At 72.1% G+C, this 24634-nt stretch carries 23 protein-coding genes; 8 read left to right on the forward strand and 15 right to left on the reverse strand.

Features of this window, described 5'->3' with window-relative positions; genetic code table 11:
- Window positions 1-14 precede the first annotated feature (14 nt).
- A complete protein-coding gene (locus tag I4J89_RS13090) occupies window positions 15-653 on the forward strand; it encodes a maleylpyruvate isomerase family mycothiol-dependent enzyme (protein WP_196414178.1) in 639 nt (212 codons plus the stop codon).
- Window positions 653-1786, forward strand: a complete 1134-nt coding sequence (locus I4J89_RS13095; protein WP_196414179.1) for an epoxide hydrolase family protein — start codon at window positions 653-655, stop codon at window positions 1784-1786. Before I4J89_RS13090 ends, I4J89_RS13095 begins: the two co-directional genes overlap by 1 nt.
- Here I4J89_RS13095 and I4J89_RS13100 read toward each other — a convergent pair.
- The 3 genes from I4J89_RS13100 to I4J89_RS13110 all read right to left on the reverse strand — a co-directional run bounded on the left by I4J89_RS13100 (window position 1783) and on the right by I4J89_RS13110 (window position 4444).
- Window positions 1783-2412: an HNH endonuclease family protein gene (locus I4J89_RS13100; RefSeq protein ID WP_196414180.1), complete on the reverse strand. Its 630-nt coding sequence runs from the start codon at window positions 2410-2412 to the stop codon at window positions 1783-1785. The genes I4J89_RS13095 and I4J89_RS13100 overlap by 4 nt on opposite strands.
- 110 nt (window positions 2413-2522) lie before the next feature.
- The gene (locus I4J89_RS13105; protein WP_196414181.1) at window positions 2523-2873 is read right to left on the reverse strand and encodes a hypothetical protein; all 351 of its coding nucleotides are present in this window, start codon (window positions 2871-2873) and stop codon (window positions 2523-2525) included.
- Between the two features lie 47 nt (window positions 2874-2920).
- Window positions 2921-4444: a GGDEF domain-containing protein gene (locus I4J89_RS13110; RefSeq protein WP_196414182.1), complete on the reverse strand. Its 1524-nt coding sequence runs from the start codon at window positions 4442-4444 to the stop codon at window positions 2921-2923.
- Between the two features lie 85 nt (window positions 4445-4529).
- Between I4J89_RS13110 and I4J89_RS13115 the strand changes: the two genes are divergently transcribed.
- Together I4J89_RS13115 and I4J89_RS13120 are read left to right on the forward strand one after the other, a co-directional pair.
- Window positions 4530-5735, forward strand: coding sequence for an MFS transporter (locus I4J89_RS13115; protein WP_196414183.1), 1206 nt, complete (start codon window positions 4530-4532; stop codon window positions 5733-5735).
- Between the two features lie 4 nt (window positions 5736-5739).
- Window positions 5740-6168, forward strand: a complete 429-nt coding sequence (locus I4J89_RS13120; RefSeq protein ID WP_196414184.1) for a PPOX class F420-dependent oxidoreductase — start codon at window positions 5740-5742, stop codon at window positions 6166-6168.
- 11 nt (window positions 6169-6179) lie between these two features.
- On the opposite strand, the gene I4J89_RS13125 is transcribed toward I4J89_RS13120, so the two are convergent.
- From I4J89_RS13125 to I4J89_RS13135, 3 genes are read right to left on the reverse strand one after another with little or no spacing between them, the layout of a single operon-like run.
- Window positions 6180-6764, reverse strand: coding sequence for a GNAT family N-acetyltransferase (locus tag I4J89_RS13125; protein ID WP_196414185.1), 585 nt, complete (start codon window positions 6762-6764; stop codon window positions 6180-6182).
- 43 nt (window positions 6765-6807) lie between these two features.
- Complete coding sequence (locus tag I4J89_RS13130) at window positions 6808-7599, reverse strand: nucleoside-diphosphate kinase (protein WP_196414186.1); 792 nt, start codon at window positions 7597-7599, stop codon at window positions 6808-6810.
- Entirely contained in the window at window positions 7596-9134 is a 1539-nt protein-coding gene (locus I4J89_RS13135) for a GGDEF domain-containing protein (protein ID WP_196414187.1), read from the reverse strand. The genes I4J89_RS13130 and I4J89_RS13135 overlap by 4 nt, the downstream gene beginning before the upstream one ends.
- Before the next feature lie 67 nt (window positions 9135-9201).
- On the opposite strand from I4J89_RS13135, the gene I4J89_RS13140 reads away from it, so the two are divergent.
- Window positions 9202-10383, forward strand: a complete 1182-nt coding sequence (locus I4J89_RS13140; RefSeq protein ID WP_196414188.1) for an acyl-CoA dehydrogenase family protein — start codon at window positions 9202-9204, stop codon at window positions 10381-10383.
- Window positions 10384-10719: 336 nt separating this feature from the next.
- Here the strand turns inward: I4J89_RS13140 and I4J89_RS13145 are convergent, their stop codons facing one another.
- The 9 genes from I4J89_RS13145 to I4J89_RS13185 all read right to left on the reverse strand — a co-directional run bounded on the left by I4J89_RS13145 (window position 10720) and on the right by I4J89_RS13185 (window position 21812).
- Complete coding sequence (locus I4J89_RS13145) at window positions 10720-11262, reverse strand: hypothetical protein (RefSeq protein WP_196414189.1); 543 nt, start codon at window positions 11260-11262, stop codon at window positions 10720-10722.
- A 2-nt stretch (window positions 11263-11264) separates the two neighbouring features.
- Complete coding sequence (locus I4J89_RS13150; RefSeq protein WP_196414190.1) at window positions 11265-12017, reverse strand: hypothetical protein; 753 nt, start codon at window positions 12015-12017, stop codon at window positions 11265-11267.
- A 9-nt stretch (window positions 12018-12026) separates the two neighbouring features.
- Window positions 12027-12818 (reverse strand): SAM-dependent methyltransferase, encoded by a 792-nt coding sequence (locus tag I4J89_RS13155; protein WP_196414191.1) that lies wholly within the window; start codon window positions 12816-12818, stop codon window positions 12027-12029.
- A gap of 24 nt (window positions 12819-12842) precedes the next feature.
- Window positions 12843-13505 carry a GNAT family N-acetyltransferase gene (locus I4J89_RS13160; protein WP_196414192.1) on the reverse strand — a complete coding sequence of 221 codons (663 nt, stop codon included), beginning with the start codon at window positions 13503-13505 and terminating at the stop codon, window positions 12843-12845.
- 101 nt (window positions 13506-13606) lie between these two features.
- Window positions 13607-16651, reverse strand: coding sequence for a putative bifunctional diguanylate cyclase/phosphodiesterase (locus tag I4J89_RS13165; RefSeq protein ID WP_230858841.1), 3045 nt, complete (start codon window positions 16649-16651; stop codon window positions 13607-13609).
- Between the two features lie 108 nt (window positions 16652-16759).
- Complete coding sequence (locus I4J89_RS13170) at window positions 16760-17668, reverse strand: 5'-3' exonuclease (protein ID WP_196414193.1); 909 nt, start codon at window positions 17666-17668, stop codon at window positions 16760-16762.
- A gap of 22 nt (window positions 17669-17690) precedes the next feature.
- Window positions 17691-18722 (reverse strand): hypothetical protein, encoded by a 1032-nt coding sequence (locus tag I4J89_RS13175; RefSeq protein WP_196414194.1) that lies wholly within the window; start codon window positions 18720-18722, stop codon window positions 17691-17693.
- 82 nt (window positions 18723-18804) lie between these two features.
- Complete coding sequence (locus I4J89_RS13180) at window positions 18805-21123, reverse strand: ABC transporter permease (RefSeq protein WP_196414195.1); 2319 nt, start codon at window positions 21121-21123, stop codon at window positions 18805-18807.
- A complete protein-coding gene (locus tag I4J89_RS13185) occupies window positions 21120-21812 on the reverse strand; it encodes an ABC transporter ATP-binding protein (protein WP_196414196.1) in 693 nt (230 codons plus the stop codon). The genes I4J89_RS13180 and I4J89_RS13185 overlap by 4 nt, the downstream gene beginning before the upstream one ends.
- 241 nt (window positions 21813-22053) lie before the next feature.
- On the opposite strand from I4J89_RS13185, the gene I4J89_RS13190 reads away from it, so the two are divergent.
- The 3 genes from I4J89_RS13190 to I4J89_RS13200 are packed head-to-tail and all read left to right on the forward strand — an operon-like array spanning window position 22054 to window position 24597.
- Window positions 22054-22773: a sensor histidine kinase gene (locus tag I4J89_RS13190; protein ID WP_230858922.1), complete on the forward strand. Its 720-nt coding sequence runs from the start codon at window positions 22054-22056 to the stop codon at window positions 22771-22773.
- The gene (locus I4J89_RS13195; RefSeq protein ID WP_196414197.1) at window positions 22770-23438 is read left to right on the forward strand and encodes a response regulator; all 669 of its coding nucleotides are present in this window, start codon (window positions 22770-22772) and stop codon (window positions 23436-23438) included. The genes I4J89_RS13190 and I4J89_RS13195 overlap by 4 nt, the downstream gene beginning before the upstream one ends.
- A gap of 19 nt (window positions 23439-23457) precedes the next feature.
- The gene (locus I4J89_RS13200) at window positions 23458-24597 is read left to right on the forward strand and encodes an acyl-CoA dehydrogenase family protein (protein ID WP_196414198.1); all 1140 of its coding nucleotides are present in this window, start codon (window positions 23458-23460) and stop codon (window positions 24595-24597) included.
- Window positions 24598-24634: the final 37 nt, after the last annotated feature.

A 24634-nucleotide genomic window follows, 5' to 3' on the forward strand; every position in this document is an offset into this window, starting at 1 on the left:
CAGGTCTGTCTGACATGAGGACAACGGACGAGGACATCCGCGCGGAGATCCGGGCGGAACGCAGCGAACAGGCCGAACTGCTGGCGGCCCTGCGGCCCGAGCAGTGGGACGCCGAGTCCCTCTGCGCGGGCTGGCGGGTACGCGAGGTCGTGGCTCACACGACGATGCCGTTTCGCGTCTCGACGGCGCGGACCCTGTGGGAGCTGGTGCGATCCGGCGGCCGGATGAACCGGATGCTGGACCGGTGCGCCCGCCGCGACGCGGCCCGGCTGACCAGCGAGGAACTGGTGGCGGCGGTCCGTGACAACGCCGGGCACCCGTGGCAGCCGCCGGGGAGCGGGCCGCTCGCACCGCTGTCCCACGACGTCATCCACGGGCTCGACGTCAGCGTGGCCCTGGGTCTCGGGCGGCGCGTGCCGGCGCACCGGACGGACCTGGTCCTCTCCGGGCTGGCGGCGCAGAACATCGCGTTCTTCGGCGCCGATCTCGCCGGGGTGTCGCTGCGGGCGACCGATCGCGACTGGAGTTTCGGCACCGGGACGCCGGTGTTCGGCGAGGCCCAGTACCTGCTGCTGGTCATCTGCGGCCGGCGGCTGCCGCCCGGCCACCTGGAGGGTGATGCGGCCGCCCGGTTCACGGGTACACCGGGGTGATGCTTCGTCTTCAGCCCTTTCACGTCCGGGTGCCGGACGCCGCCCTGACCGACCTGCGCTCCCGGCTGGCGCGGACCCGTTGGCCGGAGCCGGCGCCGGTCCTCGGATGGGCGCAGGGTGTCCCGCTCGACGTGGTGCGGGACCTGTGCCAGTACTGGGCCGAGGACTACCGGTGGCGGGCCGCGGAGGCACGGCTCAACGCGGTCCCGCAGTACCTGGCCCGGCTCGGCGGCCTGGACGTGCACGTGTTGCACGCCCGGTCGCCGCATCCGGGAGCGTTGCCGCTCGTGCTCACCCACGGCTGGCCGGGCTCGGTTCTCGAACTCGTCGACCTGGTCGGGCCGCTGACCGATCCGCCCGATCCGGCCGACGCGTTCGACGTGGTGATCCCGTCGCTACCCGGGTACGGGTTCAGCGCCAAACCGTCCGCGCCGGGCTGGGGCGTCGAGCGGATCGCGGCCGCCTGGGCGGAGCTGATGGCCGGCCTCGGCTACTCCCGGTACGGCGCGGCCGGCAGCGACTGGGGCACCAGCGTCTCCAGCGCCCTCGCGGTGGCCGACGCCGAGCATGTGGCCGGCATCCACCTGATCCCGCCGCTGGCCGGGCCGGCTCCTGCGGACGGGGAGCTCACCGACGCGGAACGGGAGGCCCTCGTCCAGGCGGCGGAGCGTGGACGGTCGTCGTCGGCGTACTCCGAGATGCATCGGACCGCGCCGCAGACCGTCGGCTACGCCCTGGTGGACTCGCCGGCCGGGCTCTGCGCCTGGATGGCCGAGAAGCTGCTGGCCTGGAGCGACACCGGCGGGCTCAGCCGGGATCAGATTCTCGACCAGGTCACGCTCTACTGGCTCACCGGCACCGCGGCCTCGTCGGCGCGCCTCTACGCGGAGAGCATCGAGCGGGTCGCGGCGTGGATCAGCGGAGCGGCGGCCGAGCCGGTCACCGTACCGGTCGGTGCGTCGATCTTCCCGGCCGAGGTGCCGCGGCCGTCCCGGCGCTGGGCGGCCCGCCGGTTCCCGGACATCCGCTACTGGTCAGAGCACGATCGCGGTGGTCACTTCCCAGCGCTGGAGGTCCCGGATCTGCTGGTCCGGGACCTGCGCGCGTTCTTCCGTACCCTGCGTCAGCGTTAGGCGCAGGTGTTCAGCATGCTCTGCAGGGCGGTCTTCTCCGACGACTGGAGCCGCAGCGCCCAGTGGTACTTCACCGCGATCCACATCCGGGCGTAGGTGCACCGGTACGAGCTGACCGACGGCTGCCAGGTCGACGGGTCCTGATCGCCCTTGGACTGGTTCACGTTGTCGGTCACCGCGATCAGCTGCGGCCGGGTCAGGTCGTTCGCGAAGCTCTGCCGCCTGCTGGTGGTCCAGGTGCTGGCACCGGACCGCCATGCCTCGGCGAGCGGCACGACGTGGTCGATGTCGACGTCGGACGCCGCCGTCCAGGTCGCACCGTCGTACGGCGAGTACCAGCGGCCGGAGGTCGCGGCGCACGCGGAGCTGGTCACCACGTTGCTGCCGTCACGCTTGAGGACGGTCTCCCGGGTGTTGCAGGTGCCGGAGATGGTGATCCAGTGCGGGAAGAGGTCCCGGTCGTAGGTGCCGGCGTTCGCCTCCGCACCCACGGTCAGCGAGTTCAGGTAGGTCTGGGCGGTGGCCTTGGACGGGATGCCGGTCGGGGCGGCCTGGGCGGGGGAGGCGACCAGCGCGGCGGCGATCAGGCCGGCGAGCGCGAGAAGGGGACGAGCGGACAGGTGCATGTGGAGCTCCCATCGATAATGGATCGACACATATCTACGGGAGCCCGGCGTCACCGGATGATGATCGACGTGAATTTCTCGTGTCCGAGCCGACAAGATCGAAGTTGCGGTCAGCCGGCCTGGTAGACGAAGCCGGCCCGCTGCGAGGTGCCGGTGATCGCGCCGTACAGCGTGGCGGCGGTGGCCGGGGTGCCGGTGGATCCGCCGGTCCAGGGCGATGCCGTGGCGGCGGGTGCCGGTGCGGCCCAGAGCGGCTCGGACGTGACGGGGGTCAAGGCGACACCGCGGTCGGCGTACCGATGATGGTTTTCGGTCTTGACGGTGGCCGAGCCGACCATGAAGGCCGCCGCCATCGCCGCGCCGCGCAGACGCCGGCGCAACGGCGCGGCGACGGTGACGGAGCACCGGGAGTACGGGATGCGCATCGCCATCTGGGTCATGCCGTTTACGATGCGGGCCACTCTTTGCTGCCTCCCATGAACGATCTGTGGGCTTCCTGTGCGGCGGGTCAGGCGGCCGGCATGGCCGGCTCGTAGTTGCGCCAGCAGTTCTTGCCCTGGTGCTTGGCCGCGTACATGGCCAGGTCGGCCGCGCGCAGCAGCGCGGCGACGTCCTCCTCGCCGGTGGCGCTGGCCACGCCGATGCTGGCGTGGGCACGCACCCGCTCACCGCCGATCAGCACCGGCGTCTCGAAGGCGCGCAGGATGCGCTGGGCGGTGTGCTCGCCGGAGCGGGCGTCACAGTCGCGCAGCAGTACGGCGAACTCGTCCCCACCGAGCCGGGCCACCGTGTCGCCGGCCCGGACCGAGGCGCGCAGGTGATCGGCCACCCCGGCCAGCAGGGCGTCACCGGCGGCGTGGCCGAGGGTGTCGTTCACCGCCTTGAAGCCGTCCAGGTCGATCAGCAGCAGGGACACCGCGCCGGGTTCGCTGCCGTCCAGCGCCTCGGTGAGCTGCTCGTGGAAGAACGTGCGGTTGGCCAGCTCGGTCAGGCCGTCGTAGTGCGCCTGGTGCCGCAGCCGGGTCTCGTGCTCGCGCAGGTCGGCCAGGGTGGTGTCGAGCTCCTTGATGAGCCGGGTGTTGTCGTGGAAGGCGACCAGCTGGCGAACGGCGACCAGGGCGACGATCAAGCCGAGGCCGGCGACGACACCCCAGATCTTCACCCCGGACTCGTCTTCGAGTGCCTTGCGCAGCACGATGATCATCGCGGTGAAGACGACGACGACCGACCCGTAGGGCAGCAGGCTGTACGGCTTGCGCCGGCGCGAGCCGAAGGCGGACTGGTCGAACCGGGCGATGATCTCCTGGTTCCGGGCTCCCATCGCGATCAGCAGCGACGGCAGGAAGCGGATGGCCAGGACGTACGCGGGCAGTTGCTCGGTCTGCCCGAGTGCCACGAAGACGCCGAGGCCGTTCACCGCCGACGAGATGATCATCGGAGTGGCCGCGGCCCGGTGCATCGGCGCGTTGCCGCTGAGCACCATCTTGACCGAGGCGAAGCCCGCGGTGAGGATCACCGCGGCGGTCGCGACCGCGGTCACCCAGTCGCCCTTGTCCGCGGTGATGCACCAGGCGACGACCGCGCCGCCGACCAGTACGGTGGCCGAGTCGAGCCAGAACGCCAGCCGTTCCCGGGCGGAGCGGCTGGGGTGCGGGTGAGCCAGCATCGCGACGATGAGCAGGCCGAGCCCCAAGGCGAAGCAGGTGCTCTGCACGGTGCCGCCGGCGGTGGAACCCGTGCTCGTGCGGTTCAGCAGTTCGGTGATCGCCTGGGTCGCGTCGCCGCAGGTGAACAGCACCCCGCAGACGGTCAGGACCAGCCAGAAGCGGCGGAAGGCACCGGTCGCGATCCGGGCGACCTGCCACGACGAGTACGCGAGCAACGCGTCCAGCGGCACCTGGAAGGCCCAGAAGATCTGAGTCTCCGCCTCGAAGTCCCCGTTGAACGCGAACAACAGGACGATGCCCACCGCCGTCCACCAGGTTGCGGCCGTGAGGACCGGATCCCTCCGGAGGACGGGCGTGAGACTCATGCCCCCGTTATCGGTCGGTGGCCGGGGGTCATGAGAATTCGGGGCGCTGTGTACAGACGTACACATGATATGTACGATCGTACGCATGCCCAGCGCCGCCCCGACCGTCGAACAGCCCACCCGGCAGGCCCGTCTCGCCCGGGCCGCCGTCGCTGCCGTCTTCCTCACCAACGGCGCGTTGTACGCCAACGTCGTACCCCGGTTCCCGCAGCTCAAAGCCGACCTCGACCTCTCCAACGTGGCGCTCGGCGCCGCCATCGCCGCGATGCCGTTCGGCGCGCTGCTGGCCGGCCTGTTCGCCGCCGCCGCGATCCAGCGGTTCCGGTCCTCCCGGGTCGCCGCCCTCGGCATCGTGCTGCTCGCCGTCGCCACCTTCCTGGTCGCCTTCGTGCCGAACGTCTTCGCCCTGGCCGCCGTCATGTTCCTGGCCGGTGCGCTCGACTCGGTCATCGACGTCGCGCAGAACGCGCACGGCCTGCGGGTCCAGCGCCTCTACGGCCGGTCGATCGTCAACTCGTTCCACGGCCTGTGGAGCGTCGGCGCGGTCCTCGGCGGTCTGATGGGCTCCGCGGCGGCCGGGCTGGACCTGCCGCTCGGCGTGCACCTGGGCATCTCCGCCGTACTGTTCAGCGCGGTCGCGCTCGTCGCGTACCGTTTCCTGCTCCCCGGCCCGGACGGCGCCTCGCCTTCTCCGGCCTCCTCGCCCGCCGCCAAACGGGCCTGGCCGGCCACCGCCGTGCGCATGCTCGCGGTGCTCGGCGTGCTCGCCGCCTGCGGTGCGCTCGTCGAGGACGCCGGCGCCTCCTGGGGTGCGATCTACCTGCGTGACGAGCTCGCCACCGGCGCCGCCGCGGCCGGACTGGCCTTCGTGGCGCTCCAGGTGGCGATGACCGCCGGCCGGCTCGCCGGCGACCGCGTGGTCGACCGCTTCGGCCAGCGCACCGTCGTCCGCGCCGGCGGCCTGCTGGCCGCCGCCGGCATGGGCCTGGCCCTCGCCGTACCGTCGCTCTGGACCACCCTGGCCGGGTTCGCCCTGGCCGGCCTCGGCGTCGCCACGCTCGTGCCGGCCGCCATGCACACCGCCGACGAGCTGCCCGGCCTGCCCGCCGGCGTCGGCCTGACCGTGGTCAGCTGGCTGCTGCGGGTCGGCTTCCTGGCGTCGCCGCCGCTTGTCGGTTTCGTCGCCGACCAGACCAGCCTGCGGCTCGGCCTGCTCACCGTGGTGGCCGCGGGCCTGGTCACCGCAGTGTGTGCCCGGGTCCTCGTGGACCGCACCGAGGCCGCACACTGAGATCATGGCGAAAGCGATGAGCGATGCGGAGTGGCGGGCCTTCCTCGAGCACGGCACCCGCACCGGCAAACTGGCCACCACCCGCGCCGACGGGTCACCGCACGTGGTCCCGATCTGGTTCGTCCTGGACGGCGACGACCTGGTCTTCAACACCGGCGCGACGTCGGTGAAAGGCCGGAACCTGGCTCGCGATCCGCGCGCGATGGTCTGTGTGGACGAGGAGGCGGCTCCCTACGCGTTCGTCGCGGTCCGCGGGCCGGTCACCCTCAGTGACAACGTGGCCGGCATGCGGGAGTGGTCTACCCGGATCGCTCACCGGTACATGGGTGCTGAGCTGGCCGATCAGTACGGCGTCCGCAACGCGGCACCGGGGGAGTTGCTGGTGCGTCTGCGGATCGCGCAGGTGACGGCTTTCAGCGGGGTCGCGGACTGAGACGTACCGAATCATCGGCGGAAGCGGGCCGCCCACATCTCGCGGGTGATCTCGTATTCGACCTCGCCCTGCTCGGCGCCGGGCAGCGGATCGTCGAAGTCCGGGTGGAAGGTGCGCACGTAGCGCATCCCGACGGCGGCCATCACACCCCGGGACCCCGCGTTGACCGCCATCGTCTGCGCGATCACCCGTTCCTGGCCGACGGTCTCGAAGGCGTGCCGGAGCAGTTCGCGGGACGCCTCGGTGGCCAGACCCTGCCGCCAGAACCGGCGGACGAGGCGGTAGCCGAGTTCGGCGACCGCCGGGTCGTCCGGCTGGTCCGGGCCGTGCGCCGGCGGCAGCATCATCAGCCCGACGAACTCGCCGGACTCCTCGTCGTGGGGCGCGAACGCCATCCAGTAGCCGAGGCCGTCGACCTTCGCGCCGAAGGCCATCCGCGTCGCGTGGGACTCGGCGACCTCTTCCCGCGTCCGCGCCCGGCCGAACAGGAAGCGCAGCACCTCCGGGTCGGAGTCGAGCTCCACCTCCAGCTCGAAGTGCCGGTCGGCGAGCGGGACGAGCAGCAGGCGGTCGGTGCGCAGGATCGGCTGGGGCATTTCGCCACCCTCACATGCCGGCCCCGGGTGGTGCGAGGCGATTTCAGCGCGAAGGGTGGTAGGGCCCGGTCCCGCACACCCGGATCCCGTGGTCGAGCAGCGCCCGGTGAGTTCGTCGGACGGCGTCCTCGCCGCCGACCGCGATCGGGAAGCCGCCGACCCGGTCCGCGTACATCGTGAGCAGCACCGCTTCGCCGAGCTCGACCCCGGGCAGCGCCCGCCACACCGCGGTGACCGACGAGTCCAGCGAGTGGTCCCGGTCGCTGCCGAGATACACCGCGGCGACCGGGTCGCCGTCCAGCCGGTACGGTTCCGGCGCCTCCAGATCGACCTGGAGCTTCGGCCAGAGCGAGTCGACGAGCCGCGGGATGTCGGCGTGCTCGCGGAAGTCGGCGCCGGCCGGGCGTACCGCGTTGAGCTCGCCGGACGACGTGAACGGCCGGGTGCACGAGGCGCATCGCCCGGCGAGGTGGTTGCCCTGGCGGGCGAGCTCGCCCCGCCGTTCCGCGGCGTGCACCACGTTGGCGAACAGGCCCATCGCGTGCCGGGACCGCACCGAACGCTTCACCCGGCGGGCCGCCTCGAACGCGTCCTCGCCGCTGACCAGCAGTATCTCGGACGGGCCGCCGGTGAGATACCGGTCGAGGAAGGCGCGGGCCAGCACGTGACCGGAATCGGTGTACTCCGACCAGAGGAACCGGGTGTCGTCCGGGGTCAGCTCGACCCGGTGCCGGCAGCGGATCCGCAGGCCGGCCCGGGCGACGGTCCGTTCCACGTCGCCGGTCAGTCCCCGCCGCAGGCAGTCGGGTTTGAGAAGAAGAAACGCAGTGTTCACGAGGCTAACGATGATAGTTCGGCCGGTTCCAGGGACTCCTGCCAGATCGCCCATCGGGTGTCCGGCCCGAGCGACTTGGCCCGGTACATGGCCAGGTCGGCCCGGTGCACCAGCTCGTCGTGGGTCAGCTCGCCGGGACCGGAGACGGCCACCCCGATGCTGGCGGCCAGCGTGATCAGCCGGCCGTCGACGGCCACCGGACCCAGCGCGGCGGCGATGCGCCCGGCCAGCTCGTACGCCTCCTCCGGAAACCCGACGTCCGGAACGATCACCGCGAACTCGTCGCCGCCCAGCCGGGCCGGCAGCGCCGGCCCGGGCACGCAGCGCCGCAGCACCTCGGCGAAGGCCACCAGCACCAGGTCACCGGCCTTGTGGCCGAGGGTGTCGTTGACCTGCTTGAACCCGTTCATGTCGATCATCAAGATGGCGGTGTGCCGGCCGGTGCGGGCGCCGCGGGCCAGCGTCCGGTCCGACGTGGCCTGGAACCGGCTCCGGTTGGCCAGACCGGTCAGCCCGTCGGTGCGGGCCTGCTCGTCGCTCTCCCGCTGCACCAGGGTCTGCCGGTAGAGCACCAGCGCGCTGAGCGCGGCACCGCCGAGAGCCATCCCGCCCCATGGCGAGAACTGGCCTTCGCCGACGGCGGTGGCCAGCATCAGCACGTGCACCACGGCGACCGCACCGAACGGCAGGAACCGGCCGAGCCGGAACTCCTCCCGCGACTCGCGGGCGACCCCGCCCCGAGCCCGGCACTGCGCCACCGCGGCCGCCACGAGCAGCGCGTCCGCGGTGATCCAGCAGACGAACTGCCAGGACGCGTGGGTACCCGGTTCGTGCCCGTTCAGGTAGCCGTGCACCGCGTCACCGAGGAACAGGACCAGCGTGCCGGCGGTGAGCAGGCGCAGCGGGCGCTGCGCGGACTCGTCGGCGCCCCGCAGCAGCGCCCGGGAGGCCACGAAGAGCAGGGCGAGGTCCGCGATCGGGTAGACCGCCGCACTGAAGATCACGCTGGGGGAGAGGCCGTGGCGCTCCACGTACGGGTCGAACGCCGTGTACCAGAGCACCATCGAACCGCCGACCAGCACGGTCAGCGCGTCCAGAACGGTCTTCGAACGGTCCCGGCGGTTCATCGGGGCCAGCGGGAACCGTTGCAACGCGATCAGCAGCGCCACCACGAAGACGACGTGGCTGACGTCCGCGGCGACCGCCGAGCCGGCGGGGTCGAAGAAGAACACCAGCAGCGGCGTGCTGACGACCAGCACGGCGAAGCAGGCGGCCACCGCTCCCCAGGCCTGCCGCAGCCGGGGCCGCAGCGCCGTCTTGCGGGCCGCGTGGACGGCCGCCACCAGGCCGAAGACCCCGAACACGAAGCGGGCCAGCTCGGCCACCTCGTCGTACGAGGTGAATCCGGTCACCAGGGCAGCACTGGAGAGCGCCAGCATCGCGGCGTACAGGCCGCCGAGCAGCAGGTACGCCGAGGCCGAAGCCGGTGCTCGACGGTGCTGCGGCGGCGGCACACGTCGCGTCCAGGTCTGCATGACGCCTTGCATCGGTACCGCGGTGGGGCCACTTGAGAAACGGCCGGTTGCAGGGTGGGATCCAGGGATGGTTGTTCCACACACTCATGACCAGGCCGTCGCAGCCGCCCACCGGCTCGCCGAGCGGCTCGAACCCGGCGCGGCCCAGCGCGACCGCGACGGCGCGGCGGTGATCCCGCACGACGCCCTCGCCGACCTGGACGCCTCCGGCCTGCTGGCGATCACGGTTCCGGCCTCCGACGGTGGGCCGGGGCTCGGGCCGCGTACCCTCGCCGAGGTCGCCCGCGTCCTGGCCGCCGCCGACCCGGCCATCGCCCAGGTGCCGCAGGGCCACTACCTGATGATCGACATCCTGGCCGTGCACGGCACGCCGCAGGCCCGCAAGCGCCTCTACGGCGACGTGCTCGCCGGCCGCCGGCTCGGCAACGGGCTCGCCGAGCGCGGCGGCAAACACGCGCAGGACCTGAAGACCCGGATCGCCGGCGGCCGCCTCGACGGCGTCAAGTACTACACCACCGGCGCGCTCACCAGCGCCTGGATCGCGGTCAGCGCACTCGACGAGGGCGACCGGCTGGTGCTGGCGTTCGTACCGCGCGACGCGGACGGCGTCACCGTCGACACCGACTGGGACATGGTGGGCCAGCGCGCCACGATCAGCGGAACAGCCACGTTCACCCAGGTCACGGTGGACCCGCAGTTGGTGATCGCCTATGCGAGCGCGTTCTCCGTGCCGCAGCAGCTGGGCGCCCGCGCCCAGCTCGTGCACGCCGCGATCGAGGTGGGCATCGCCGGCGCCGCCCTGCGCGACACCCGCGACTACCTGCGCACCAAGGCACGCCCGTCGTCCGAGGCGGTCCGTGCCGGCGCCGCGGCCGCCACCGACGACCCGCACGTCCGGCACCGTTACGGCCGTCTCGCCAGCCGCGTCCGCGCAGCCGAAGCGCTTCTTGACTCCGCCGCGCGTACCCTCGACGAAATCGGCCTGGTCCCGGCCGACGCGGAAGCCGCGGCACGCGGCTCGCTCGCTGTCGCGGCCGCGAAAGCCTTCGGCAGCGAGATCGCGGTGGAGGCCGGGTCCGAGCTGTTCGCTCTCTGCGGCACCAGCTCGGCCGCCGCGAAATACGACCTGGACCGGCACTGGCGCAACGCGCGCACGCACAGCGTGCACGACCCGGTCGATTGGAAATACGCCCATATAGCAGCGTTTGAACTGGCCGGCATTCTGCCGCCCAATCACGGACAGCTTTAGGGGTACGCGCGCCGGCCGCGCCGCCGAAGCCGGACTGTCCCGCCCTGCCCGCGGCGACCACCTGCAACACCGGGCCGCCCGGCCGGCGCCGGGCCCAGGCACGGCTCGGGCTCGCCCTGTCCGCACCCCCGACGCCCATAGGGCGGCTCACGGTTTACCCGGCTGGCTGCCGCTGTTGTTTTGGGTGGTACTTGGGGCGGCGCTGGGTGTCAGCGTGTCTGCTCGGCTGGCTGCCGCTGTTGTTCGGCCGGCTGTGGGGCGCTGGGTGTCAGCCTGTCTGCCCGGCTGGCCGCCGCCGTTGTTCGGGCGGCGGTGCCGGGTGTCCGCCGGGCTGGGTCAGTCCAGGCGCCAGCGGAGTTTCTCGTCCCAGGGCCGGGTCTCGCAGATCACCGGGAAACCGAGGATCGAGACCGCGCGGGCGCCCTCCGGGGAGCAGCTCGAGCCGAGCGTCACCACCGTCGGCGAGCTGCTGGGTGAGGGCTCGGCGGTCGCGGACGGGCGGGGCGCCGGGGAGGTCTGCGCCGGCTTGGCCGCCGGTTTGCGCGATGGTGCGGTGCTCTTCGGCTTGCGGGAGGCTCTGCGGGAGGCATTGCGGGAGATTTTGCGGGACGGCGCGGCTGACGTCGCCGCTGTGGCGGTGCTCGGCGTCTCTCCGGCGGGGGAGCCGCTGGCCTGCGCAGCGACCACCGGTGTGTCGGCGACCTCGCTGGTCGCCCAGGTCGGCTCCGCCGGATGCTCCAGGAGCCCGGCGACGATCATCCCGGTGCCGGCCAGCAGCAGAGCGGCCAGGACCGACAGCGCGACGGGCCGCGAACGGTGGGGCGCGGGCCGGTTCGATGCGGTAGCCGGTTCCAGCGACGAACCCCCGCCGTTGATCATCCCTATAGCCTCCCCCGGCAAAGATGATCTTGGCGACAGGTGTTCGTTCCGGTCCGTCCACCGCTTCGTCCGGTGCGGGTGACCGGAACGGCAGCGATCGGATCCGTCCAGATGTTGTGCGGCCGGCGGAGCCGATCACTCCCAGACGACGGCCTCGAAGGTGACGGTGCCCTCCCGCGAATTGATTTCCCGACGGCCAGCCGGGCGATCCGCTCGTCACTGGTACGCAGGCAGAGCACTTCCCCGGTGGTGACGCCCTTGACCTTGTCGATGCCCCCGGCAGCGGCATCCCGGCACTCCGCGAGTTCCGGCGTCCCATCGCCCGTCCACCGTGCGACGGCCGAGACGCCGAAGGCGGCCTTTCCCACGTCGGCTTCCGTGGCGTCGAGCGATCCGACGCTCAGGTCGGCCTTGCGTCCGGTGTCGTCCATCGAGCGGGGCGGCCGCTGATCCAGGTCGACGGCGTCGGCGAGGCCGAAATCCTGCGCCACGACCGTGCCGGACCATCGGACAGCGGCCCCGGCGGGCGCGACCGGGCTGGGCGCGGCGGTTGTGGTCGCGACCGCAGGAGGTGCGACGGTGGACTGCCGCGTGGGCGTCGGGGTGGCCGACGGCTTGTCCTCGTCGCCGGCGGCGATCAGGGCGAAGATGCCGCCGATGAGCGCCGCCAGAACGGTCCCGGCGAAGGTCACCCAGATGTTGAGCCGGGCGTGGTCGCGCTCCCGCCGCGGGTCACGCTCCTGCCCGGGTTCCATCGCCGCGGCTCACGAGGACGGTTTGCGGGCGACTCCCGCGTACCCGTCGACGTCCGGGCGGTCGTCGCTGACCGGGCGCCACTGCGGGATCGGCACCACGCCCGGCTCGACGAGCTCGAGGCCGTCGAAGAAGGAGGTGAAGTCGTCGACCGAACGCAGGTGGTACGGCACCGCGCCGCTCTCGTTGTACTGCCGGTGCGACTCGATCACGCGCTCGCTGGTGGCGGTGCCGTCGGACATCACCAGGTAACTGCCCGGCGGCAGAGCGGCGACCAGACCGTGGACGATCGTCCGGGCCTCGGCGGGGTCCTCCACGTGCCCCATGACACCCAGCATCATGAGCGCGATCGGCTGCGAGAAGTCCAGGATCGTACGCGCCTCGGCGATCACGCCCGCGGTGTCGCGCAGGTCGCGATCGATGTACCGGGTGACGCCCTCCGGCGTGCTGGTGAGCAGTGCCCGCGCGTGGGTGAGCACCAGCGGGTCGTTGTCGACGTAGGCGATCCGGGCCTCGGGCGCCACCTGCTGGGCCACCTCGTGGGTGTTGTCCGCGGTCGGCAGGCCGGTGCCCACGTCGAGGAACTGCCGGATGCCCGCGTCACCGGCGAGATGGGTGACGGCGCGGTGCAGAAAGGCCCGGGTCTGCCGGGCCGCGTCCACGATCTCCGGAAAGACCGCCCGGACCTGGTCTCCGACCGCCCGGTCGGCGGCGAAGTTGTCCTTGCCGCCGAGCCAGTAGTTCCACACCCGGGCGGAGTGCGGCACGTCGACGTTGAGTTTGTCCGTGATGCTGTCCGTCACGGCAGCAGTGTCCCGTTTACAAGGTCATCTGGCAACCCGGAAGGCGGCGAAGACCACCTCGTTGCTGTGCTCGAAGCCGAGCCGCTCATACAGCCGGATGGCGCTCTCGTTGTCCGAGACCACGTGCAGGAACGGCAGCTCGCCGCGGGCCAGGATGCCGGCCGCGACGGCCATGGTGAGGCGGGCGCCGAGGCCCTGGCCGCGGAACTCGGGGTCGGTGCAGACCGCGCTCACCTCGGTCCAGCCGGGCATCCGGAGCCGCTCGCCGGCCATCGCGATGAGGCGGCCGGCGCCGTCGCGGATGCCGAGGTAGCGGCCCAGGTCGATGGTGCGCTTGCGGAACGGGCCGGGCTGGGAGCGGGCGACGAGCTCCAGCATCTCCGGCACGTCGTGCTCGGTGAGCAGAACGGCCTCCGGGTCCTCGACACCGGTCATGCTCTGGCCGATCATCTGCCGGCCGTGCATCACGGACTCGGTCTCCCAGCCGGCCAGCGGTGTGATCGACGGGCCGGTGAGCAGCGCGAAGTCGGTGAGTGTCGCGAGGTCGCGCCAGCCGGCCGGGTCACCGGGGTCGCGCAGCGCGCAGAACGGGGCGATCTCGGGCAGGTATCGGGCGGCGTCACCGGCGGCCTCGGCGAAGCACGCCTGAGGCCCGGTGAGGGAAGCCCACACGGGATTGTTCAGCACACCTGCGACCCTGCCCGGTCCCGCCGCCCCGCGCCAGTAGATATCCGTCGAACCACCCCCGTGGGGGCGCACGCTGGTCTTCCAGGGCTATCAAAAACTTGTCACACGGTTGCCATTGCCTCCGGTGCGGCGGTCCGGGCCGGGATCTCGGTGGGCCAGAGCGGCTTGGCGAACAGGTAGCCCTGCCCGTACTGGCAGCCCATGACGTCCAGGGCCGCGTGCTGCCCGGCCTCCTCGATGCCTTCGGCGACCACGGCGAGGTCCAGGTTGTGGGCGAGGGTGACGATCGCGTCGACGAGGGCGTGCTGCTGCCGGCTGTGCAGAATGTCGTCGATAAACGACTTGTCCAGCTTTAGCACGTCCACCGGCATCTGCCGCAAGTAACTCAGCGAGGAGTACCCCGTACCGAAATCGTCGATCGCGATGCGCACCCCCATGGCGCGCAGCGCCTTGAGGTCCGCCAGGACCTTGTCGGCGTCCCGCAGTACCAGGCTCTCGGTGATCTCCAGCAGCAGCCATTCCGGCCGGGCACCGGTCTCCTCGAGGGCCTTGCGCACCACGTCGGTGAAGTCCGGTACGCGGAACTGGCGCGCCGAGACGTTGACGCTCACGTACCGCAGCGTCGTCGCCGGGTTCTCCGCCCGCCACTGCGCGAACTGGCGCAGGGCCTCGCGCAGCACCCACGAGCCGATGCCGACGATGGCACCGCTCTCCTCGGCCGCCTCCACGAAGTGGAACGGCCCGAGCAGCCCGCGAGCCGGGTGCTGCCAGCGGACCAGCGCCTCGACGCCGGTGATCCGCTTGTCACCGAGCTCGACGATCGGCTGGAACTGGAGCACGAACTGCTCGTCCTCGATAGCCTCGTGCAGGGCCGACCGCATCTCCAGCCGCTGCACCATCTGGGTGTGCAGGTCGTTCTGGTACCGCTGCCAGGCGCCCTTGCCGAGGCCCTTGGCCAGGTAGAGCGCCAGGTCGGCGTGGCGCAGCAGCTCGGTGGCGTTCTCCGCCTCCCGGCTGGTGGCGACGCCGACGCTGGCGGCACCGCTGACCTGGTGCACCGCACCCGCGGCGTCGGTCACCTCGATCGGTTCGGCCAGCGCGGCCACCAGCCGTGCGGCCACGTCCTCGGCGGCGTCGGCACTGTCACTCTGCTCGACCAGTACGGCGAACTCGTCCCCGCCCATGCGGGCCGCGGTGCTGCCGGCCCCGATGATCGCGGAGATCCGCCGCGCGACGGTGAGCAGCAGCTGATCACCGACGGCGTGCCCGAGCGTGTCGTTGACCTCCTTGAAGTCGTCCAGGTCGACGAAGAGCACGCCGAGGGTGGCGCCGTCCCGCTCGGCGACGCTGAACGCCTGCTCGAGCCGGTTCCGGAACAGCACCCGGTTGGCCAGGCCGGTCAGGGAGTCGTGGAACGCCTGGTGGCTGAGGTCGTCCTCGAGGCGGCGCCGCTCGGTCACGTCGCGAAGGGTGACCACGAGTCCGCGTACGGTCGGATCCTCCCGTAGATCGCGCAGATCGCACTCGATCTCCACGCGCCGCCCGTCGCGGTCCGCCGCGAGGTCGATGCCGTCCAGGTCGCCGGCGCAGCCGACGATCCGGGCCCACACCTCGCGCAGCGCCTCCTGCGAGTCCGGAGCGAGCAAGCCGGCGAACGGTGACCCGGTCGGGTCGCCGCGCCCGAACAGCGTCTCGGCCGACGGGCTGGCGTACCGGATGGTGCCGTCGTCGTCGAGGATCAGGATGACGTCGGCGGCGGCCCGGATCAGCGTGCGGAAGTAGGCCTCGGTGTCCCGCCGGCTGATCTCGGCGGTCAGCGCGATCCGCTCCAGCACCACGGCGACCTGCGCGCCGAGCGTCTCGAAGGCCGGGCGCACGGTGATCAGGACCTCCTCCGGCGCACCGATCACCAGTACGCCGTAACCGCCGCCGGGCATCGGCTGGGTGCCGTAGAGCGCGTGCGTGAAGCCACCGGCCCCGCCGTGCGGAAGCTCCTCGGCGGTCATCAGGCGAACGCTGACCTCCGCGTCGCCGGGGAAGAGCTCGGGGACGATCTCCAGGTGGTATGGCTCGCCGGCCGGCATCAGCCGGGCCGCCGCGCGCCGGATACCGACCGCCACGTCGTCCGCGGTGGTGGCGGCGAACAGGCTCGCACCGGCCTGGCGCAGCGCGCGCTCCCGGATGCCGGCCTGCCGCTGGGCCAGCGCGAGGTCCGCCACTCGGCCCAGGACCAGCAGGAACATCACCGTCGCGGCGGCCGAGATCACCGGCGCGTCGACGACGCCGTCGCGGGCCGCCTCGATCTCGTGGCCCTTCGCGTACTCGACGGCGAGCACGGCCGGCGCGATCATCGCGGCCGCGGCCAGCCAGAAGATCCGGTGCCGGCCCATGTCGGCCGGGGCCCGTTCGGCGGGCCGGGTCAGCGCGCGCATCGACGGCTGGAGCGACGCGAAGGCCATCAGCGAGTAGAAGACGACCCAGCCCAGGTCGACCGGCCCGCCCGGCGCCCAGTCGCTGTTCAGCTGCGACTGGCCGAAGAAGATGTCGGAGACGAGCAGCCCGACCATGGCCAGCCCGATGGTGGTCACCGCGCCGCCACGCTTGCCGGCGCCGGTCAGCATCCGCAGGATCATCGCCAGGACCAGCACGTCGCCGAGCGGATAGCCGATCGAGACCAGCTTCTCCAGCAGGGACAGGTACTCGGAGCGGGTGAACGGGGCGATCCAGTACACCCAGGCGACCAGGCCGAGGCCGACCGTCGGGACCAGTGCGTCGAGCAGCGCGGCGCGGTTGGTGCCGCCGCCCGAGCGGGCCCGCACGAACATCAGCAGGCCGCCGGTGAGCAGCGGGTACACCAGCACGAAGAACAGGTCGGCGACGCCCGGGAAGGCCGGCTCCCGGCCCATCGCCAGGACCAGGTTGTTCCAGCTGTCACCGGTGGTGAAGCAGGCCAGCGCGGCGCTGATCAGATACCAGGGTGCCCGGCGTGCCGGCTGGTTCAGCCGTACGCCGACCAGCACCATGGCGGCGCAGGAGTAGCCGAGCGCCGCCCAGGTGTAGAGGTGGGTGTCCGGCAGGGCGTAGTAGAGCCCGGTGAGCGCCACGATCCAGGCGCCGAAGCACGCGCGAGCCGCTCGCGTCGACAAAGTGCGTACTCCGATCGTCGGTCGGCGGGGTTGCCGACCCGCCGTATCGGAGCCGCCGGCGCCGACCTGAGACCGGTGACCGAGCCGCAACCGCCCGGCAACCGGTGCTCAGCTCGCCAGGGCATCCACCAGCCGGCGCGCGGAGCCGGCCAGATTCCACCGCTCGGCGAGCGCCAGCAGCGCGTCACCGTCGTGCGGCGCCTTCGGCAGCGCCGCCTCGAAGGCGGGCAGCGGCACATCCAGTGCCACCTTGCAGACCGGCAGGGCCTTGGCGAGGTACTCCCGGGCGGCATCGAGTTTGATCCGCACGCCCGGAGCGAACCCGGCGCCCGGATCGTCGAGAGCCGCCAGGATCTGCTCCACCCCGCCGTAGCGCTCGATGAGGCGGGCCGCGGTCTTCTCCCCGACGCCGGGCACCCCGGGCAACCCGTCGCTCGGGTCGCCGCGCATCGCCGCGAAGTCCGCGTACCAGCGGGCCGGCACCCCGTATTTCGCCTGGACCAGGGCCTCGTCGGCGTCGTCCAGCTTGGCCACCCCGCGGCCGCAGTAGAGCAGCCGGGTGCCGCGGGCGTCGTCGACGAGCTGGAACAGGTCGCGGTCGCCGGAGACCACCTCGACCGGGGCGGGCTGGGTCGCGGCGAGCGTGCCGAGCACGTCGTCGGCCTCGTAGCCGTCCACCCCGAACGCCGGGATGCCGATCGCGGCCAGCACCTCCAGCAGGATCGGAACCTGTCGCTCCAGCGAGGCCGGCACCTCCTCGACGTCGCCGTGTGCCACGCGATGCTTCTTGTACGACGGGACGAGCTTCACCCGCCACGCCGGTCGCCAGCTCGCGTCCAGCGCGCAGACCACGCGGTCGGGCTGCCGGGTGCGGATCAGCTGGGCGAGCATGTCCATGAAGCCGCGGATCGCGTTGACCGGCTCACCGGCCGGGGTCTGTGCGGCCTTCTCCGGGATGCCGTGGAACGCACGGAAATACAGGCTCGGGGCGTCGACGGCCAGCAGTGGTCGGTTCACGGCACCACCCTAGTGGCGCTGCTCAGGAATCGCGCCGACCGCCTCCGATGCCGAGCAGGATCCCGCCCGCCGCGAGGAGCACGCTGCCCAGCTGCACCAGGTCCGAGGTGGTCAGCCGGCCCACCGAGTCGTTGGCGAACGCGAGGCCGAGAATGAGCAGGCTCAGCAGGAAGAGCACCGCGGCCGCCCAGTCCAGCAGGGAGCGGCGATGCCGGTCCACGAACCGCAGCCATCGCCGCCCGTGCAAGACGATCCTGTTCCCGTTACCGGCCGGTGGTGCCTGCGTCGGTGTGTTCGTCATGACCTGCCTCCCCACCTCGGCGGATGCGCCGGACCGGGCGTCCGGCAGGTGGAACACGTCCTCGGCGATCCGGTACCAGCGGTCCGCGATGCCGGCGGTCTGAGTGATCTTGATGAGCGCGGTCACCGCGGCAGCTTCGTCGGTAGCGCGCGCTGGGCGCAGACCGAGCAACAGGGTCATCCGGTCGCGCGGCGGTGATGTGGTGCTCCGGGGGCGCGGCCCGTCGGCCAGCCGGAGCGCCACGTATTCGCTCAGCGCCTTGAAGGCCCGGTATCTGCGGTAGTCGAGGAGGCGCTGGTCCGGGTGCTGCGGCCGGTCCACGGAGGTCGGCTGTGCCTTCCAGCTCAGCTCCCGGCCGTCCCGCATCTCCTCGCGCAGCGACTGGGCTCCCTGCCGGAAGGAGGCGAGCAGCAGTTGGTCCCGCTCGCTCGTCGCGTACTCCGCGGCGAGCTTGACTAGGATGGACTCGAATCCGCCCTCAGCGGCCTCGGCGTCGCGGAGCAGGGCCCACGCCTTGTCGTCGGTGACCGGGAAGGACCCGTCCGGCCGAGTGCCGCGGGCACGGACGTAGATGTTCCATGCCTTCCAGGTCGCGAAGAACTTCCCGTAGCAGTCGTAGAACGACCGGAGAGCGGCCAGATCCGACTCGCGTTGCCGTTTCACCTCGTCCCAGCCGAAAGTGACCCGGCTCCCGATGAACCAGGCGAGGGCCGAGCCGGTGACGACGGAGACGACGGCGGCGAGAACGTTCACGGTTGCTCCCGCCGCCCAGAATATTGACGATTGGCTGTCCGCCGTCCGCGGTGACGGAAGGCGGACAGCTCGCACCCGTGCCTCACTCGTTGTGCAGGACCCGGGCGATGGTCAGGCGGGCCGCCCGCCGGGCCGGCAGCAGCGCACCAAGTACCGCGATCAATACGCCGCTGAACACCATCAAGGCGAGGGTCGCCGGGTCCCAGACCGCCAGCACGTAGTCCGGGAGACGGACCTTCGCGGAGTCCGCGGCGAGCGGCACGACCCATCCGTGCGCGGCCATCCCGATCGGCACCCCGATCAGCCCGCCGGCCACGCCGAGCGCCGCCATCGACGTCACCGTCATGGTCACCACCTGGCGCGGGGTCATCCCGATCGATTTGAGCATGCCCAGGTCACGCCGCCGGTCCTGGATGTTGAGGGCGACCGTGTTGAGCACCCCGAGCGCCGCCACCGTGGCCAGCAGCAGGGCCAGCACGGTGGAGAAGGAGGTCACCACCACGGCGAACTCGTTGTTGCCGTTGTTGGCCCAGGCGAACAGCCCGGGGTCGGCGGCCTGCACCGCGGCGGCGTACGCCTCGGCGTCGGTGCCGTCGGTGACCTGCACCTGGTAGAAGAAGTCCCCCGGCCGGGCGTCGGCGAACTCGCGCCAGTGGGCGAACAGGCCTTCCGGGCCGGGGAAGCCGCGAACCGTCTCGCCGACCACGGTGTACGTGCTGCGTACCCCGTCGATCTCGGCGGTGAGCCGGTCACCGATCGCCAGGTTGCGTTCGTTGAGCAGCTGGCTCGGCGCGACCACCTCGTCCGCGGCGGCCATCCAGCGGCCCTCCAGCAGCTGAGCCCGGTACCCCATCTCGGCGACCTCGCCGCGGGCGAAGTTGAACAGGATCGGCTCGCTGTCGCCGAGCACGGTCACCTGCCGCCCGACGGCCACCGCGACCCGTTCGACGCCGGCGATGCCGCGCAGTATCCGCTCGACCTCGGCGTCCGATCGGGTGCTCGCCTGCTGGCCACCGGGCCGGGGATTGGCCCGCACCCCGATGTCGCCGCCGGACTGGGCACCGACCTCGGCGACCCGGATGATCGAGTCGGAGAGGCCGGTCGCGAAGGTCACCGTGACCACCCCGAGCAGCAGGGAGGCCATGGTGAGGGCGGTGCGGCCGGGACGGGCGAACGGTAGGCCCAGCCCGAGGCTGACGGCGCGCGGGAGGCGCGTACCGCTCAGTTTGCGCTGCACTCGCAGCCCGCGGCCGCGCCGCGGCGCGCTGCCCGCGCTGATCGCCTCGGCGGCGGAGAGCCGGCCGGCACGCCGGGCGGGAAGCAGCGCGGCCAGGAAGACCAGTCCCGGTACGCCCAGCAGCGACACGACCCAGACCCAGAGGCGGGCGCTGGTGTCCTGCCCGAAGCCGAGTCCCGCGAACGTGTCGGACAGCATCGGCCGCGCCGCGATCGCGCCGAGCACCGTTCCGGGCACCGCGCCCACCACGGCCGGTACCGACACCATGGTCAGGTAGACGGCGACCACCTGCCGCGGCGTGAAGCCGAGCGACTTGAGCACGCCGATGTGCCGGAACCCGGAGATCACCGCGCCACTCACCACGTTGGCGACGATGATCACCGCGACCAGCAGGCCGAGCACCCCGAAGGTGGCGAGGAACGGCAGATAGGTACCGGGCTGCGCGGCCGCCTGCTCCTTGAGCACCAGGTACGGCTGGGCCGCGAGCAGCGCGCCGCCGGGGAGCCCCGTGGTCACCCCGGCGAGGCGCTGATCGACGGCGGAACGGCTCGACACGTCGCCGTCGAAGCGGTACAGCATCTGCGTACCGGTCGGGTTCAGCGCGGCGACCTGCTCCGGCGTCACCCAGGCGTCGGCCGACCCGCTCATGCTGAACGCCCACCCGACGACGGTGAACGTCTTCCCGTCCGCAGTCACGGTTTTCTGCGCGTCGAGCATGTCGAGCGCCCACCCGTCGAACTGCGGCGTCTCGTCCAGCACGATCTCGCCCGGCGCGGACGGCCACCGCCCCCGCCAGAGATCGATCTGGTCGACGGCCCCACCCGGGTCGGCCCGGCCGACCACGGTGAGCGGCCCGTCGACGCCCGGCGCCGGGCTGTCGTCCGGCTCCAGCACCACCTGGCCGAACGGCCCGTTCGCCGCCTCCACGCCGGTGCGGGCCGCGGCGAGCTGGGCGCCGGTCACCTTCGCCGGGTCGTAGGCGGCCACCGCGTGGGCGCCCTTCTGTTCCGCGAAGGCCCGGTCGAACGGCGCCGACGCGGCGTCCAGCAGGACCAGCGACACCGTCACCGTGGCGGTGCACATCAGCACTACCAGGAAGATCACGAACGTCTGCAGCTTGCGGCGCCGCACCGCGGCCCGGGCGGTTCTCCAGACGGCGTTCATACCCGGTCCAGGGCGGACTCGCGGGCGACCTGGCCGTCGGCCAGCTCGATCAGCCGGCTCGCGCACCGGTGGGCGAGCCGCTCGTCGTGCGTGACGATCAGCAGCGTCTGCCCGATCTGGTTGAGGTCCAGCAGCAGGTCCATCACCTGTTCACCGGCCTTGCTGTCGAGCGCGCCGGTCGGCTCGTCGGCGAGCAGCAGCGCGGGCCGGTTCATCAGCGCCCGGGCCACCGCGACCCGCTGCCGCTCGCCACCGCTGAGCGCCGCCGGGTACACGTCCCGGCGGTCGGCGATGCCGAGCTCGTCGAGCAGTTCCATCGCGCGCTTGCGGGCCACCCCGGCCGACGTGCCGGTGAGCTGGGCGGCGAGCGCGACATTGTCCAGCGCCGGCAGGTCGTCGAGGAGGTTGAAGAACTGGAAGATCATGCCGAGGTGGTGGCGGCGGAACAGGGCGAGGCCCTTCTCGTTCATCGTGTCCAGCCGCTCGCCGTGCACCGTGACCTCTCCGGCGGTCGGCCGGTCCAGGCCGGCGATCATGTTGAGCAGCGTGGACTTGCCGCAGCCGGAAGGCCCCATCACGGCCACCGCCTCACCGGCGTGGATCTCCAGCGAGACGCCGTCCAGTGCCACCGTGTCCCCGTATTCCTTGCGGACGCCGTCCAGGCGTACCACTCGGCTGTCTGTCGTCATGGGAAGGACGCTACGGAGGGCGTACCCCGTCGGTCATCCACCGGCGGATGCAACCCGCCGCCGCTCTCATCCCGGAGATGTATGGCCCTCGGCGCCCGGGATGATGTGCCCGGCGCGCGCTTCTGACAGGGTGTCCGTCGTGGGGACGGTGTTGCTCGGTATCGGTTTGGTGGCGGCGTCGCTCGCCGCCGCCGGGTTCGGCGTGGCCCTGCTGCGCGTCCGGCGCCGGCACGAGCGGTCCATGGGGGAGCGCGGCTGGCTGCTGGAACGCGAGCGTCAGGTGGCCGCTCGGACCGCTGTGGACGAGGAGCGCGCCCGGATCGCCCGCGAGCTGCACGACATCGTCAGCCACAACGTCAGCGTCATGATCGTGCAGGCGGGCGCGGCCCGCGAGGTCCTGACCACGATGCCGGACGAGGCGGTGGGCGCCCTGGAGGCGGTGGAGAAGGCCGGCCGGACCACCATGACCGAGCTGCGGCATCTGCTCGGCCTGCTGGCGCCGGCCGCCGACGGAGAAGAAGACCACGAGGGTACGGATCTCGCGCCCCAGCCGACGCTGAGCAGCCTGAGCCGGTTGATCGACCGGATCGCGTTCGCCGGCCTGCCGGTCGAGGTGCGCGTCTCCGGCGAACCGCGGCCGCTGCCGTCCGGGATCGACGTCACCGCGTACCGGATCGTGCAGGAGGCCCTGACCAACGCGCTCAAGCACGGCGCCGGCGGCAAGGCCGAGGTCACCATCCGGTACGCCGACCACGCCCTGCGCGTGGAGGTGCTGACCACCGGCCCGAGCGTGCTCACCGGCGGTGCGCCGTCGTCGGCCGGCCACGGTGACGGCGCCGGCCGCGGCCTGCTCGGGCTGCGGCAGCGGGTCGCCGTCTACGGCGGCGACCTGGACGCCCGCCGCCGGCTCGGCGGTGGCTACCGGGTCCGCGCCCGCATCCCCCTGGAGGCCTCGTCATGACCTCTACGAGGGGGCCGCGAGTGCTCATCGTCGACGACCAGGAGCTGATCCGGGCCGGATTCCGCCTGATCCTCACCGCGCGCGGCATCGAGGTCGCCGGGGAGGCCGCCGACGGCGCCGCAGCCGTCGCCGCCGAACGCCGCCTGCGTCCCGACGTGGTGCTGATGGACATCCGGATGCCCGGCATGGACGGCCTGGAGGCCACCCGGCGCATCCTGGCCCAGAACTCCGCCTGCCGGGTGCTGATGCTGACCACCTTCGACCTGGACCGGTACGTCTACGCGGCCCTCGCCATCGGCGCCAGCGGCTTCCTGCTCAAGGACGTGACCGCCGACCATCTGGCCAACGCGGTACGCCTGGTCGGCACCGGCGACGCCCTGCTCGCGCCGTCGATCACCCGCCGCCTGGTGCAGCGCTTCGCCTCGGCCGGCGACGGTCCGCCCGCCGTGCACCGCGACCTGGCCGCGCTCACCCCGCGCGAGCTGGAGGTGCTCACCCTGCTCGGACGCGGTCTGTCGAACACCGAACTGGCCGACACGCTGACACTGAGCGAGGCCACGGTGAAGACTCATGTGGCACGCATCTTCGCCAAGCTGGACCTGCGCGACCGTGCCCAGGCGGTGGTCCTCGCCTACGAGACCGGGCTGGTCACGCCGTCGGGTTAACGAGCGTTAAGCTCGTCACATGACCGTGGACCGACTGCTTCCCACCCCTGAAGCACACGACCTCCTCGACCTCACCCGCGAGCTCATCACCCGCGAGCTCGCCGGGAAGGCCGACGACTTCGAGGCGCGCGGCGAGTTCCCGCGCGAGATCCTGCGCACCCTGGGACACTCCGGGCTGCTCGGGCTGCCGTACCCGGAGGCCGACGGCGGCGCGGCCCAGCCGTACGAGGTCTATCTCCAGGTCCTGGAACTGCTGGCCGGCAGCTGGCTGTCGATCGCCGAAGCGGTCAGCGTGCATACGCTGTCCTGCTTTCCGGTGGCCGCCTTCGGCACCGAGCGGCAGCGCAAGATGCTGCCGGACATGCTCGGCGGGGATCTGCTCGGCGCCTACTGCCTGTCCGAGCCGCAGGGCGGTTCGGACGCCGCGAGCCTCGCCACCCGGGCGGTCGCCGACGGCGACGAGTGGGTGGTCAACGGGACCAAGGCGTGGATCACGCACGGCGGCACGGCCGACTTCTACAACCTGTTCTGCCGCACCGGCGGGCCCGGCGCCCGCGGCATCTCCTGCCTGCTGGCCGACGCCGCCACGCCCGGGCTGCTGCCGCAGCCGCGGGAACGCCTGATGGGTCTGCGTGCCGCGGCGCCGGCGCAGATCGTCCTGGAGAACGCCCGGGTGCCGCGCGACCGGCTGGTCGGTGCGGAGGGCGAAGGCTTCGCCATCGCCATGCAGGCCCTCGACGCGGGGCGTCTCGGCATCGCAGCCTGCGCGGTCGGCCTGGCACAGGCCGCGATCGACTACGCGACGGGGTACGCGAAAGAGCGTGACCAGTTCGGCCGGCCGATCGGGCGGTTCCAGGGCGTCGGTTTCATGCTCGCCGACATGGCCACCCAGGTGTCGGCGGCCCGCGCGCTGCTGCTCGCGGCGGCCCGGCTCAAGGACGCAGGCCGGCCGTTCTCCATCGAGGCGGCGAAGGCGAAACTGTTCGCCACCGACGCGGCGATGCGGGTCACCACCGACGCGGTCCAGGTCCTCGGTGGGTACGGCTACGTCGCCGACCACCCGGTGGAGCGCTGGTTCCGGGAGGCGAAGCTGCTGCAGATCGTCGAGGGCACCAACCAGATCCAGCGGTTGGTGATCGCCCGCTCGATGACCGGCTGATCCGCCGCCTTCCTGCCGGGCCGGTCGCCGACCGGTC

This window comes from Actinoplanes aureus, assembly GCF_015704865.1.
GTDB classification, from domain to species: domain Bacteria; phylum Actinomycetota; class Actinomycetes; order Mycobacteriales; family Micromonosporaceae; genus Actinoplanes; species Actinoplanes aureus.